This is a genomic window from Streptomyces sp. CBMA123 (genome assembly GCF_014596465.1).
Taxonomy (GTDB): Bacteria; Actinomycetota; Actinomycetes; order Streptomycetales; family Streptomycetaceae; genus Kitasatospora.
In genome coordinates this window covers 1-13,035 of the sequence record NZ_MECK01000149.1, presented here as the reverse complement: position 1 = coordinate 13,035, position 13,035 = coordinate 1, and the positions used below count along the sequence as shown (strand labels likewise).

Sequence of the window (13,035 nt, the reverse complement as noted above, 5' to 3'; positions counted from 1 at the left end):
CCGGCGGGTGGCCGTCGCGGCGCTGGGCGCGGCGACCGCGGCCGGGGTGCTGCACCGGCTGAGCCCGCTGCGGCGCAACCTCGTCCCGGAGGTGTGCTTCGGTGCCGGGGCCGGGCTCGCGGTGGGTGCGGTCGGCTATGCGGCGGTGGTCGCGGCCGCCCGCCGGTGGCGTGGCGGGCGGCCCGGGGCCAGTCCGAACTCCCGTCAGGCGGTGCGCAGTTCGGCGTAACGGCGGAGGAACAGCGCCTCGGTGAGGGCCATCTTCTCCAGCTCCTGCGGGTCGACGCTCTCGTTGACGGCGTGGATCTGGGTGGTCGGCTCCTCGACGCCGATCAGCACGATCTCGGCCTGCGGGTAGAGCGAGCGCAGGGTGTTGCAGAGCGGGATCGAACCGCCCTCGCCGGCCGCGACCATCGGGGTGCCGAAGGCCTCGGCCATCGCCTCGCCCATCGCCTCGTAGGCCGGGCCGTCGGTGTCGGCGCGGAACGGCGAGCCGTTGCCCTGGCGCTGGACCGTCAGGTGGGCGCCGAGCGGGACCTGCGCCTCCAGGTGGGCGACCAGGGCGTCCTGGGCGGCGTCCGAGCTCATGCCCGGCGGGACGCGCAGGCTGATCAGCGCCTTGGCGGCGGCCTGGACGGAGGAGGTGGCGCCGATCAGCGGCGGGGCGTCGATGCCCAGGACGGTGACGGCCGGGCGGGCCCAGAGGCGGTCGGCGACGGTGCCGGTGCCGGTCAGGGCGATGCCGTCGAGCACCTTGGCGTCGGCGCGGAACTGCTCCTCCGGGTACTGCACGCCCTCCCAGGTCTGGTCGGAGGCCAGCCCGGCGATCGCGACGTCGCCCTTGTCGTCGTGCAGCGAGGCGAGCACCTTGACCAGCGACTGCAGCGCGTCCGGGGCGGCGCCGCCGAAGGCACCGGAGTGCAGGTTGCCGGCCAGCGTCGTGATCGACGCCTCGACCACCGTCATGCCGCGCAGCGAGGCCGTCACGGTGGGCAGGCCGGGGGCGAAGTTGCCGGTGTCGCCGATCACGATGGCGTCGGCGGCGAGCAGCTCGGGGTGGGCCTCGGCGTAGCGCTCCAGGCCGCCGGTGCCCTGCTCCTCCGAGCCCTCCACGATGATCTTCAGGCCGACCGGGTAGCCGTCCCCGTACACCTGGCGCAACGCCCGCAGGGCGGTCAGGTGCATCAGGATGTTGCCCTTGCAGTCGGCGGCGCCGCGGCCGTACCAGCGGCCGTCACGCTCGGTCAGCTCGAAGGCCGGGCTGTGCCAGGCGTCCTCGTCCAGCGGGGGCTGGACGTCGTAGTGGGAGTAGAGCAGGACGGTCGGTGCGCCTTCCGGGCCGGGCAGTTCGCCGTAGACGGACTGGGTGCCGTCCGGGGTGTCCAGCAGCCGGATGCCGGTCAGGCCCTCGGCGGCGAACGCCTCGGCGACCCACTGCGCGGCCTTCTGGCACTCCTCGACCGGGAACTGGCGCGGGTCGGCGACCGACGGGAAGGCGACCAGCTCGGCAAGGTCGGTGCGGGCACGGTCCATCAGGGACCGGACGGCGTCGGCCAGGGGCTGTGACATCGGGGCTCCGGTGGGGACGGTCCGCCCGGGGGGTTGGTGCGGGCGGAGGCGGTCGGTAGGGGTACCGCCGATCATAGGCGGAGCCGTTCGGGAGCTTCCTGGGAGTATCCGGGCCGGCGAGTGGTGTGACGCCCGGGGCGGTGGCCGGACGCATAGGATTACTCGACGTGACTGACTCCGGAAGCCCTGATTCCCGTAGCCCGCTCAACAGCCCGCTCGACGAGGCGCCGCAGCCGCCCGACGGCGTCTGGGACGTCGTGGTGGTCGGCGCCGGACCGGCCGGGGCCTCGGCCGCGTACACCGCCGCCGCGCAGGGCCGCCGGGTGCTGCTGCTCGACAAGGCCGAGCACCCCCGCTACAAGACCTGCGGCGGCGGCATCATCGGCCCCTCCCGGGACAGTCTTCCGCCGGACTTCGAACTGCCGCTGCAGGACCGGGTGTCCGCCGTGACCTTCGCCTACGACGGCCGGTACACCCGGACCCGCCGGTCCAAGCGGATGCTGTTCGGGCTGGTCAACCGGGACGAGTTCGACCTGCGCCTGGTCCAGTCGGCCAAGCAGGCCGGGGCGGTGCTGGTCACCGGAGTGGCCGTCACCGGGGTCGAGCAGCGCGGCGGCGAGCACCGGACGGCCGTCGTGACGGCCGCCGACGGGCGCACCTTCGAGGCCCGCGCGGTGGTCGGCGCGGACGGCAGCGCCAGCCGGATCGCCCGGCACGTGGGCGTCACCTTCGACCAGATCGACCTCGGCCTGGAGGCGGAGATCCCGGTGCCGCCGCAGGTCGCCGCCGACTGGTCGGGCCGGATCCACCTCGACTGGGGCCCGCTGCCCGGCAGTTACGGCTGGGTGTTCCCGAAGACCGAGACCAGCAGCCTGACCGTGGGCGTCATCTCGGCGCGCGGCGACGGCGAGCGGACCAAGCAGTACCTCGCCGACTACATCCGGCGGTTGGGCCTGTCCGGCTTCACCCCGCGGGTCGAGTCCGGGCACCTGACCCGCTGCCGGGCCGAGGACTCGCCGCTCGCCCGCGGCCGGGTGCTGGTCGCCGGGGACGCGGCCGGGCTGCTGGAGCCGTGGACCCGCGAGGGCATCTCGTACGCGCTGCGCTCGGGCCGGCTGGCCGGCGAGTGGGCGGTGCGGGTCGCGGAGGCGGGCGACGCGGTGTCGGTGCGGCGTGAGGCGCTGAACTACGCGTTCGCGATCAAGGCCGGGCTGGGCGTGGAGATGCGCGCGGGCAAGCAGCTGCTCGGCGCCTTCGAGCGGCGGCCGTACCTGTTCCACGCGGCGGTCACCTCGGTGCCGGCGGCGTGGCGGGCCTTCGCCCGGACCACCCAGGGGCACACCACCTTCGCCCAGCTGCTGCGGCAGAACGCGGCGGCGCGCAAGCTGATCGCGAAGGCCTCGCGGTAGCGGAGCCGGGCCGGCGTGCGGCGGGACGGGCCGGCGCTCCTCCGGTTCGGGAGGGGCGCCGGCCCTGTCCGCGGTCGGGGCCGGTGGGGATGCGGCCCGGTGGGGATCCGGGCCTGGTGGGGATCCGGGGCGGGTGCGGGTGCGGGTGCGGGTGCGGGTGCGGGCGCGGGTGCGGGTATGGGCGTGGGTTCGGGTATGGGCGTGGGTTCGGTGCGGGTTTGGACCGGGCTACCTGAGCCCGGTGTCGACGGCCGTCATGAGGGCGCCGGACGGGGTGTCGCCGGACATCTCCCAGATCATCCCGCCGAGCAGGTTCTTCGACTTGAGATAGGCCGTCTTCTGGGCGATCGACCAGGCGTCGTCGAAGGTCCACCACTGGCCGTTGGCGCCCGTGTAGCCGTACGTGGCAACGGACTTGGGGTCGTGGTAGACGGTGAGGCCGGGCACGCCGGTGATGAGGTCGTGGTAGCCGCGGGTGCCGGCCTCCTCGGCGAACTGGCCCGGTGCCGCGCCGTTCGCGGACTGCCAGGCGCCGTTGGCGCCGCCGTCGGCCACGCCCTGCCAGCCGCGCCCGTAGAACGGGAAGCCGATGGTCAGCTTGCGCGGGTTGACCCCGGCGCCGAGGTAGGTCTGGACGGCCGTGTCCACGCTGAAGTGGAAGGTGTACGGGTCGTTCGGGTCCGGGTAGAGGTTGGACGCCTGGCCGGTGCGGTTGGGCTCCCAGGAGTTGTCGCTGCCCGAGCCGTGGAAGTCGTAACCCTGGACGTTGGCGATGTCGAGCGAGTTGAAGACCTTGCTGAGGTCCCAGCCGGCCGCGACCTTCGCCGGATCGGCCGGGGTGAAGGCGGTGAGCAGCTTGTGCGGGCCGCCCGACGCGTCGAGCTGCTTGCGGAATTCGGCCGCCAGCAGGGTCAGGTTGGCCTTGTCGTCGGTGCTCCAGTGGTTGCCCGGGTGGCCGTCGCCGGAGCCGGGCCACTCCCAGTCGAGGTCGATGCCGTCGAAGATCCCGGCCGCCGTGCCGTCCCCGCCGGCGCCGTTGTAGGCCGGCAGGTTGCCCTTGATCCAGGTGTCCACGCAGGACTTGACGAACTTCTGCCGGGAGGCGTCGGTGGCGGCGACGTCGGAGAAGTACTTGGAGTACGTCCAGCCGCCGAGCGAGACGACCACCTTCAGGTTCGGGTACTTGGCCTTGAGCTTCTTCAACTGGTTGAAGTTGCCCCGGAGTTTGCCCCAGCCGTCGTCGGCCACGCCGTCCACCGACTGGTCGGCGCTCATCGGGCGGGCGTAGTCGGCGTCGGCGTCACCGGCGCCGGTGCCCTGGTCCGGGTCCTCCGGGTTGCCGCTGGTGCCCTTGGTGACGCCCGCGAGGCAGGTCAGGTTGACCGGATCGATGTTCTCGAACGCGTAGTTGATGATGTCGAGCTTGGCGGCGCTGCCCGAGGTGTCGAGGTTCTTGACGAAGTACTGGCGGCCGTAGATGCCCCACTGGACGAAGTAGCCGACCCGGGCGTACTTCCCGGCGCCGACGATGTCCGCGGTGGTCACGTTGAGCGGGGCGGAGGCGGGCGAGGCGTTGTCGGCGGGGTCGCGGGCCTTCACCGTGAAGGTGTAGGCGGTGGACGGCGAGAGACTGCCGACGGCCGCCGTCAGGGTGCCGCCGCCGACCGTCGTCACCAGGCTGGCGCCCTGGTAGACGTCGTACGCGGCGACCCGGACGTTGTCGGTGGCGGCGCCCCAGGCGAGCGTCACGTCCGAGGAACCGACCGCCGTGGCACGGAGGTTGGTTGGTGCGGTGGGCGGGATGGTGTCGGTGGAGGGGTCGAAGGTGGCGGCGGTGACGGGCGCGCTGAGCGGGCCGAGGTTGCCGCGACTGTCCTTGGCCCGGACGGTCAGGGTGTACGAGGTGGCCGGGGTGAGCCCGGTGACCAGGACGTTGGCGGTGGGGCTGGAGGCGAGCACGGTGCTGCCGCTCAGCACGTCGTAGGAGGCGACCGGGAAGTCCCCGCCGGTGGCGGCCGGCCAGCTCAGGGCGAGGGTGTGCGCCGTCGACCCGGTGACGGTGGGGGTGCCCGGCGCGGACGGCGGGACGTCGGGGGTGCCGTCGCACTTGTCGCCGTTGATGCGGCAGTTGAGCGGGGTGGAGACCGGGCCGGTGCCGACGAACCAGAAGCTGTACGGCTCGGTGGTGCTGTGGGCGTTGACGGTCGCGTTGTAGTAGGCGGCGGTGGCGGTGACGTGCCGGCCGTTGACGGTCGCGGTGCCGTTGTTGCTGCTGCCCATGGTGACGCCGGCCGGGAGGTCGAAGTCCAGGGTCCAGCCGGTGACGGCGGTCGCGTTGTCGTTGTGGACGATGTACGTGCCCTGCCACCAGGAGCCGTTGTCGGCGGTGGTGAAGGTGGCGGTGAGCTTGCCGGCGGCGCTCGCGGGGGCGGCGAGCGCGGTCAGTGCGGCGAGGGGGAGGAGCAGGACGGATAGCAGTGCCAGCAGTCTGCTGCGCACGCGCGGGCGTCCCGCCCGGGATCGAGCGGACATGGTTCTCCCTGTGGCTGTGGGGGTTGGACAGGGTGACGTAGAACCGGGGGTGATCCGTGGGCGATCGGTGCCCGCGCCGTGGGGAAGCGGGGCATGGGCACTGTAGGAGGACTGGACCAATGCGTCAACAGGTCTGTACCACTGGCGAGTTGGGGGAGGAGTTGGCGGGGAGTCGGTGGGGAGTCGGTGGGTGCGGACGGATTTCAACGGACAGCTGATGAAATCTGTTCGCTGAACTCTGTCATCTGTCAGCTGTCCTTCGTCATCTGTCACCTGCCGCCCGTCAGCTCGTCCCCGAGCACGCTGCGCCGGTACAGCACCGAGCGGCCGTGCCGGGCCCGGGTGACCAGGCCGGTGGCCGCCAGGACGGACAGGTGCTGGCTGACCGCGCCCGGGGTGACGCCGAGGCGGTAGGCGAGGTCGGTGGTGGAGGCCGGCTCGGCGAGCAGTGCGAGCAGCCGGGCCTTCGGCGCGCCGACCAGTGCCTCCAGGGCGCGCGGCGGCACCGGTGAGCCCCCGCCGGCCAGGCCGGCCTGCCCGCGTGCCGGGTAACTGATTTGCGGGGCACGGGTGTTGTCGATCGTGGTGATCGCGCCCCGGACGAAGAAGGTCGGGCAGAGGACCAGCCCGCGCCCGTCCACGGCGGTCTCCACGTCTCCGTCCGTCCAGTGCCGGTTGATCGACAGCACGCCGTCCGTCCAGTTCAGCCGGTGGTCGAGGTCGGTGAACAGCGCCGCCGCGCCGTACTGGGCGAGCACCCGGGCCCGGTACACCAGATCGGCCTCCAGCGCCGCGCGGGCCTGCGGCCACCAGGTGGGTGCGAGGCATGCCTCCCAGTACTCGGTCAGCGAGTCGCAGATCCTGGTCAACAGCTGTTCCGGGTCTGCCAGTTCGGCTTCGAGCAGGGCGGGCAGCGGCTGCCCGTGCGGGAGGAAGGTCTGCTCCAGTTCGGTGCGCAGCAGCTCGGGCGGCAGCGAGCGGACGGTGGCGAGCTCGGTGCGGAACTCGGGGGCGGGGGAGGACGGCCGGGGCGTCAGGAAGTCCGGCACCCAGCGGTTCTGGGCGACCAGTGAGAGCAGCAGCCGGGAGTCCAGCCGCTCGAACGAGGGCCTGAGCTGCTCGAAGGCCCGGCTCTGCAGCCGGTAGTGGCCGGGGTGGCTCCACATCCGCAGGCTGAGCACGGCTTCGTGGATCGGGGAGTAGGCGAACCAGGTGGTGGCGAGGTCGGCCAGGCGAAGTGTGAAGCGGTGCACGGGCGTTCTCCCGCCGGCTGTCCGGTTCCTGCTGCGAGGTTTTAGCCAGAGCCTAAAGGAGTATCCGGCCCGGCCCGTTCGGCGGTGGAATCGACGCCATGACCACCACACCGGCGGAGCCTTCCGCACCCTCCTCCGCCATGTCCGCGCCCGGCCGGTCCGGTCGTCTGCCCGAGGCCCTCCAGCGTCGGCTGCACCCTGACCCGACGGTCCGCCGGCTGGCCGGGATCACCCTGGTCAACACGGTGGGCAACGGTCTCTCGCTGTCCGTCGCGGTGCTCTTCTTCACCCGGGTGCTCGGCCTGAGCGCGGCCCAGCTGGGGTTCGGGATGACCGCCGCCGGGCTGTGCGGGGTCGTCGCCAGCGTGCCGGCCGGCCGGGCCGCCGACCGCTGGGGTGCCCGGCCGGTCCTGGTGCTGCTGGTCTCGGTGGAGGCCGTGGGCACCGCCGGGTACGCGCTGGTGCACAGCTACCCGGCCTTCGTCGCGCTGGCCTGCGCCGTCTCCGCCGTCGACCGGGGCTCGGCCGCCGTACGGAACGCGCTCTACGCCGAGGTGCTGCCCGCCGACCGCCGGGTGGCCGGGCGGGCCTACCTGCGGGTGGTGACCAACATCGGCATCTGCGTGGGGACGGGCTTCGGCGCGATCGCGCTCCAGCTCGACACCCGGCCGGTCTACCTGACGGCGATCCTGGCCGACTCCGTCTCCTATGTGGCCGTCGCGCTGCTGATGTACCGGCTGCCCGCCGTGCTGGGGACGGGACCGGCCGCGACCTCGGCCCGGCCCGGGACGGCGAATCCCTCGGGCGCCGGCGACGAGGGCGGCACGGGCGGCAAGGACGAGGGCGCCGGCGGCAAGGGCAGCGACGAGGGCGCCAAGGACGAGCGCGCCAGCGGCAAGGGCAGCGACGAGGGCGCCAAGCAGGGCCGGCGGCGCAATCCGGCGCTGCGTGACGGCCCGTTCCTGGCCGTCACCGCGCTGTGTTCCGTCCTCGGACTGCAGTTCGCCGTCCTGGAGGTGGGCGTCCCGCTGTGGATCGTCCAGCAGACCGACGCGCCGCGGATCACCGTCGCCGGCACCCTGATCGTCAATACCCTGATGGTGATCACCCTGCAGGTGCGGGCCACCCGGGGCACCGGGGAACGGTCGGCCGCCGCCCGGGCCTTCCGGCGCGCCGGGCTGGTGCTGGCCGCGTCCTGCCTGGTCATCGCCCTCGCTCACGGGCTGCCCGGGATCCTCGCCGCCGTCGTCGCGCTCGCCGCAATCGCACTGCAGTCGCTCGCCGAGGTGATGGGCCAGGCGGGCGCCTGGGCGCTGAGCTACGACCTCGCGGGCGAGCGCGACCACGGCGCCTACCAGGGGGTGTTCAACGCGGGCTCGGCGGCCGCGATGATGGCCGGCCCGGCGGTGGTCAGCACGGCGGTGATCGGCTACGGGCTGGTCGGGTGGGCCGTCCTGGGCGCGGTGCTGGCGGCGGCGGGCCTGGCGATGGGCCCCGCCGTCCGGTGGGCCGGGCGGCGGGACGCGCTGGTCCGGGCGGCGTGAGGGCCTGGTCCCGGGCGGCGGGACGCGGTGAGCCGGCGGGCGTGAGGGGAGCGCTACTCGCGGACGATCGCCATCGCCTCGATCTCGATCAGCACGTCCGGCCGGAACAGCGCCGCGACCTGCATCGCGGAGGCCGCCGGGAGCGGCAGGCCGGCCAGGTACTCGTCGCGGGCCTCACGGATCGCCGCGAGGTGGGCGATGTCCGTCATGAAGAAGGTGAACTTGACGACGTCGGAGAAGTCGGCCCCGGCGGCGGCCAGGCAGCGGCGCAGGTTCTCGAAGACCTGACGGGCCTGGGCCTTCGGGTCGCCCTCGCCGACCAGGTTCCGGTGCTCGTCGAAGGCGACCTGCCCGGAGACCTGGACCAGTCGGCCGCTGCCGGTCACGACGTGGGTGTAGCCCGTCCCGGGGGCGACTCCGGGCGGCTCGGCGATGTGGGTGAGGTGCGTGGTGGTCATGGCGCATGATCGTGCGCCATCCGCTGTCGGTGCCGCAAGCGAGGGCGCCGGTCGGAGCGGGCCCCGGAGGCCGGCGGCTTCACGAAGGCCGGGCCGGGCAGCGTACGGGCCTCGGCCAGCGTGGTCGCGGACACCCGTCGGCCGGTCAGCGCGAGCGGCAGCCGGGCCAGCCAGTCCTCGGCCGGCTCCAGCAGGGCCAGGCCCAGCTCCCGGCCGACCGCGTCGCCGAACAGCGGCCCGCCGTACACGTGCACCGGCGCGCCGAGCAGTTCGCGCGGCGCCTGCCAGGAGGCGGCGGTGACCGCCCGCAGGCCGCGCAGACCGGCGGCGGTGCGCAGCCGGAGGCCGGTGTCGTTGATCCTCGGGGCGAGCAGCAGGACCGGGGAGTCGGTTGTCATGGCGCCATGCTGCCGGGAGCGCGGCGGCCGTCACCAGCGGTTTTCGGTCCGGCCACCGGACGCTCCGGTCCGCTGGGCGGCGGTTGGCTCTGGCCGAGGGGCGGGTGGGCGTGCCAGAGTCGTCCGGGCGCCGTCCGGCCACCCCCGGGCCGCGCTCGCGGTCCGAACACCCCGGGCCGCGCCCGCTGTCCGACCCACCCTCAGCCGGAAGGCAGGCCCACGCCGATGACCAGCGCCGAGCCCCTCGTCCGCGTCAGCACCGCCGACGCCGTCACCACGCTCACCCTCGACTCGCCGCACAACCGCAACGCGCTCTCCTCCCGCCTGATGTCCGAGCTGCACGCCGGACTGGCGGTGGCCGCGGCGAACCGGGACGTCCGCGCGGTGGTGCTCACCCACACCGGCAAGGTGTTCTGCGCGGGCGCGGACCTCTCCGAGGCGACCGGCGCGGACCCGACGGTGGGCCCGCGCGGCCTGGTCGAGCTGCAGAAGGCGATCGTGGACTGCACCAAGCCGGTGATCGCCGTGGTCGACGGGCACGCCCGGGCCGGCGGCCTCGGCCTGATCGGCGCGGCGGACCTCGCCGTCGCCGGACCGGCCGCGACCTTCGCCTTCACCGAGGTCCGCCTCGGCCTCGCGCCCGCCGTCATCTCGCTGCCGCTGCGCCCCAAGCTGGAGCCGCGCGCCGCCTCCCGCTATTACCTCACCGGTGAGGTCTTCGACGCCGCCGAGGCCGCCCGGATCGGCCTGATCACCCAGGCGGCCGAGTCCACCGAGTCCACCGGAGTGGTGCTGAAGGGCCTGCTGGACGCGCTGCGCCAGGGCTCGCCGCAGGGGCTGGCCGAGTCGAAGCGACTGGCCAACGCCGAGGTCGTGCGGTCCTTCCAGCGGGACGCGGACGAGCTGGTGCAGCTGTCGGCGCGGCTGTTCGGGTCGGCGGAGGCGCAGGAGGGGATGCGGGCGTTCCTGGAGAAGCGGCCCGCCGCCTGGGTGCGCTGAGCCGGCCCGCGGTCGGTCGGTCGGGCCGTGCCGGAGGGCAGGCCGGGCGGCGGCGGGCGGGCCGGGGTCAGCGGATCGCGGCGTTGTCCCGCCAGAGGTCGAGCAGGCTCCGGTCGCCACTGAGTTCGACCTGGCCGGTCTGTGCTGACTGCCCGGCCTGCCCGACCTGCCCGGACTGTGCTGACTGCTCGGCCTGTTCGACCGTCAGCCGGTTCCAGAGCAGCAGGTAGAGCTCGCGGGCCGGGCCGGTGACGGTCAGGTCGGCGGATTCGGGGTGCTCCTCCGTGGTGACGGCGAGCGGCTCGCGGGAGAGCGTCAGGTGCCAGGAACCCGGGCCGTCGCTCGCCCGGATCCGGACGGTGCGCGGGCTGTCGCTGTGCACATTCGCCCGGCCGCAGCGCATGAAGCCGCGCAGCAGCTCGTCGATGCCGTCCAGCGCGAGCGCCGGGTCCACGGCCGGGCCCGGCGAGCCGGCCGCCGCGTCGGCGTCGAAGCGGTGGACGGCGGTCTCGTGCGCCTGGCGCCGGGCCCAGAAGGCCAGCGGGCTGGGCGCGGGCAGGAAGGTCCAGCACTCGAGGTCGGCAGGGGCCTCGGAGAGCACGGTCAGCAGGGCGGCGTGGCCCTCGCGGTACCAGTCGAGCAGCACGGCGTCCGAGGGGGCCGGGCCGAGGACGGCCTGCCGGCCCGGCTCGTCCAGGGGCGCTCGCAGGCCCTGCGCCGGGTGGGCGGCGGCCCAGCGGTGGACGTGGCCGATGTGTCGCACCAGGTCGCCCAGCCGCCAGTCCGGGCAGGTGGGGACGGGGGCGGTGAGGTCGGTGCGGGCGGCGGCGTCGGCCAGCAGGGCGCCCTCGTGGCGCAGTGCCTCGATGTGCTCGGAGATCTCCATGGGACGGGAGTCTTTCACCGGGGTCCGACACTGATGGCGGCTTTCGGACGGCCGTGCGGACGGGTGCGGAGGCGGCGCCGCGAGCGCCGGCGAGTCGGGGCGGACGGGTCGGTGAACCGGGCCGGACGGGACGGTGCGTCGCGGTGGACGGGGGTCGCTGAGCTGGGGCGGACGGGGCAGGTGGGCCCCGGTGTGATGTCGGCCTCCCGCCGGACGGGCGGACGCTACGGGCCGGTAACGTGAGCGCATGCCGATAACCCGATCCCTCCTCTCCACCGTCCGGGCCGGTGGCCGCCGGGCCGCCGGGCGCCTCGTCCACCGGGGCTGGCGCTGGGTGCAGCGGACCGGCGCGGTCACCAACCAGAGCCCGGGCCCGTACCGGTTCGGCGAGCTGGGTGACGGGACGACCCTGGCCTTTCCGCTCGGGGCGGTGTTCAACGAACGGTGGATCACCGTCGGGCCGTTCTCGATCATCGGCGAACGGGTCACCATCAGTGCGGGCTTCCTCCCCGGGCTCGACCTCGGGCCGGAGCCGATCGTGCGGATCGGCGGCGGCTGCGTGATCGGCCGGGACAGCCACATCGTCGGCCACCAGTCGATCGTCATCGGCGACGACGTGTGGACCGGCCCCGGCGTGTACGTCAGCGACCAGGCACACGAGTACCGGGACACCGAACTGCCGATCGGCAAGCAGTGGCCGCGCAACGAGCCGGTGGAGATCGGCGCGGGCAGCTGGATCGGCACCGGCGCGGTGATCATGCCGGGGGCACGTCTCGGCCGCAACGTGGTGGTCGCGGCGGGCGCGGTGGTGCGCGGCGAGGTGCCCGACCACAGCGTGGTCGCCGGAGCCCCGGCCAAGGTGGTCCGCCGCTGGAGCGAGGAGGAGGGCTGGCAGCCGCCGCTGCGCCACGAACCGCCCCGGCCGGTGCCGGACGGGGTGACGGCGGAGCAGCTGCGCGCCCTGGTGGGGTGGGACCTGCGGTTGCCCGGGGAGCGGGACTGAGGACCGCCTCGTCCCGGTCGTTTTGTCGATTCTTTAGCTGATCCCTCCCGTTTCCTGACGATCCGTCCGCTAGCGTGCCGTTTGTTCGAAGCGCGTCATGACTTCGGACGATCCATCGAACGGGGGACTCTCCACATGCGCAACCGTCTCGTCGGCGGGCTCGTCACCGCCGGAATCATGCTCGCGGCCGGGCTCGCGACCGCACCCGCCGCCTCGGCGCAGGCCTCGCAGTACTGCGGTTACACGAGCTCCGAGCCCACGCTCGGCTACAACTCCAGCGGGGACGCGGTGAAGCAGCTGCAGTGCGAGCTCAACCACATCACGTACTCCCCGAACGCGAGTGCGCGGCTGGACACGGACGGGTACTGGGGCCCGGCGACCGACTCGGCCGTCTGGAAGTTCCAGCGGTGCACCGGCCTCCAGCAGGACGGCGTCGTCGGCCCGCAGACCTGGGCCAAGCTGGACGGGTGGGTGGTCACCCACGGCTCGATCAACTGCTGATTCCGGGCTGTCTCCGGTACCCGCGCCGCGGTCGGCGCGGGTACCGGCGTTTCACAACTGGTGTGCCGGGGTCGACTGTTCGGCCGTCCGGGCGGCGATCGCGGCGGTGATCCGCAGGACGTCGGCGGGGCGGGCCGGGTCCAGGCCGGTGAGAACGGCGATCCGGCGCAGCCGGTAGTCGACGGTGTTCGGGTGCAGGTGCAGGGCGCTCGCGGTGTGGCGGCGGTTGAGGCCGCCGGCCAGGTGGGTGCGCAGGGTGGTGAGCAACTCCCCGCCGTCGGTGAGCGGTTCGAGCAGGGCGGCGAGCCGGGAGCGGGCCTGGCTGGGCCGGGTCAGCTGGTACTCCAGCAGGACGTCGTCCAGTCGGTGCAGCCCCGGCGGGCGGCCGAATGCCCGTGCCACGTGCAGGACTTCGTACGCGAGGGCGGCGGCGCCGGGCACCTCGGCGGGCACCGCGACGGCTGCCCCGGCCAGCACCGGCAC

Annotated in this window: 12 protein-coding genes and 1 pseudogene; 6 read left to right on the top strand and 7 right to left on the bottom strand. The window is 73.8% G+C overall.

Going from position 1 to position 13,035, the window contains the following annotated elements; translation table 11 throughout:
* Positions 1 to 229, top strand: a pseudogene (locus tag BG452_RS18460) (DUF4184 domain-containing protein); the annotation flags it as partial.
* On the opposite strand, the gene BG452_RS18455 reads toward BG452_RS18460, so the two are convergent.
* The gene (locus BG452_RS18455; protein ID WP_188305423.1) at positions 205 to 1,569 is read right to left on the bottom strand and encodes a dipeptidase; all 1,365 of its coding nucleotides are present in this window, start codon (positions 1,567 to 1,569) and stop codon (positions 205 to 207) included. The pseudogene BG452_RS18460 and the gene BG452_RS18455 overlap by 25 nt on opposite strands.
* Before the next feature lie 167 nt (positions 1,570 to 1,736).
* Here BG452_RS18455 and BG452_RS18450 point away from each other — a divergent pair, with 167 nt between their 5' ends.
* Positions 1,737 to 2,978 (top strand): geranylgeranyl reductase family protein, encoded by a 1,242-nt coding sequence (locus BG452_RS18450; protein WP_188305422.1) that lies wholly within the window; start codon positions 1,737 to 1,739, stop codon positions 2,976 to 2,978.
* Between the two features lie 228 nt (positions 2,979 to 3,206).
* Here BG452_RS18450 and BG452_RS18445 read toward each other — a convergent pair whose 3' ends face one another.
* Positions 3,207 to 5,510 carry a glycosyl hydrolase family 18 protein gene (locus BG452_RS18445; protein ID WP_188305421.1) on the bottom strand — a complete coding sequence of 768 codons (2,304 nt, stop codon included), beginning with the start codon at positions 5,508 to 5,510 and terminating at the stop codon, positions 3,207 to 3,209.
* A 269-nt stretch (positions 5,511 to 5,779) separates the two neighbouring features.
* On the bottom strand, positions 5,780 to 6,763 hold the full coding sequence (locus tag BG452_RS18440) for an ArsR/SmtB family transcription factor (RefSeq protein WP_317621113.1): 984 nt from the start codon (positions 6,761 to 6,763) through the stop codon (positions 5,780 to 5,782).
* Positions 6,764 to 6,861: 98 nt separating this feature from the next.
* On the opposite strand from BG452_RS18440, the gene BG452_RS18435 reads away from it, so the two are divergent.
* Positions 6,862 to 8,307, top strand: coding sequence for an MFS transporter (locus BG452_RS18435; RefSeq protein WP_188305420.1), 1,446 nt, complete (start codon positions 6,862 to 6,864; stop codon positions 8,305 to 8,307).
* A 53-nt stretch (positions 8,308 to 8,360) separates the two neighbouring features.
* On the opposite strand, the gene BG452_RS18430 is transcribed toward BG452_RS18435, so the two are convergent.
* Positions 8,361 to 8,765 (bottom strand): RidA family protein, encoded by a 405-nt coding sequence (locus tag BG452_RS18430; RefSeq protein ID WP_188305419.1) that lies wholly within the window; start codon positions 8,763 to 8,765, stop codon positions 8,361 to 8,363.
* Positions 8,762 to 9,163 carry a hypothetical protein gene (locus tag BG452_RS18425; protein ID WP_188305418.1) on the bottom strand — a complete coding sequence of 134 codons (402 nt, stop codon included), beginning with the start codon at positions 9,161 to 9,163 and terminating at the stop codon, positions 8,762 to 8,764. The genes BG452_RS18430 and BG452_RS18425 overlap by 4 nt, the downstream gene beginning before the upstream one ends.
* A gap of 225 nt (positions 9,164 to 9,388) precedes the next feature.
* Between BG452_RS18425 and BG452_RS18420 the strand changes: the two genes are divergently transcribed.
* Complete coding sequence (locus BG452_RS18420) at positions 9,389 to 10,162, top strand: enoyl-CoA hydratase family protein (RefSeq protein WP_188305417.1); 774 nt, start codon at positions 9,389 to 9,391, stop codon at positions 10,160 to 10,162.
* Positions 10,163 to 10,229: 67 nt separating this feature from the next.
* Here the strand turns inward: BG452_RS18420 and BG452_RS18415 are convergent, their stop codons facing one another.
* A complete protein-coding gene (locus tag BG452_RS18415; RefSeq protein WP_188305416.1) occupies positions 10,230 to 11,048 on the bottom strand; it encodes a maleylpyruvate isomerase family mycothiol-dependent enzyme in 819 nt (272 codons plus the stop codon).
* 247 nt (positions 11,049 to 11,295) lie between these two features.
* Between BG452_RS18415 and BG452_RS18410 the strand changes: the two genes are divergently transcribed.
* Positions 11,296 to 12,051 (top strand): acyltransferase, encoded by a 756-nt coding sequence (locus BG452_RS18410; RefSeq protein WP_188305415.1) that lies wholly within the window; start codon positions 11,296 to 11,298, stop codon positions 12,049 to 12,051.
* A gap of 135 nt (positions 12,052 to 12,186) precedes the next feature.
* Positions 12,187 to 12,552: a peptidoglycan-binding domain-containing protein gene (locus BG452_RS18405; protein WP_188305414.1), complete on the top strand. Its 366-nt coding sequence runs from the start codon at positions 12,187 to 12,189 to the stop codon at positions 12,550 to 12,552.
* A gap of 51 nt (positions 12,553 to 12,603) precedes the next feature.
* On the opposite strand, the gene BG452_RS18400 is transcribed toward BG452_RS18405, so the two are convergent.
* A partial coding sequence (locus BG452_RS18400; RefSeq protein ID WP_188305413.1) for a PucR family transcriptional regulator occupies positions 12,604 to 13,035 on the bottom strand: 432 nt, incomplete at its 5' end.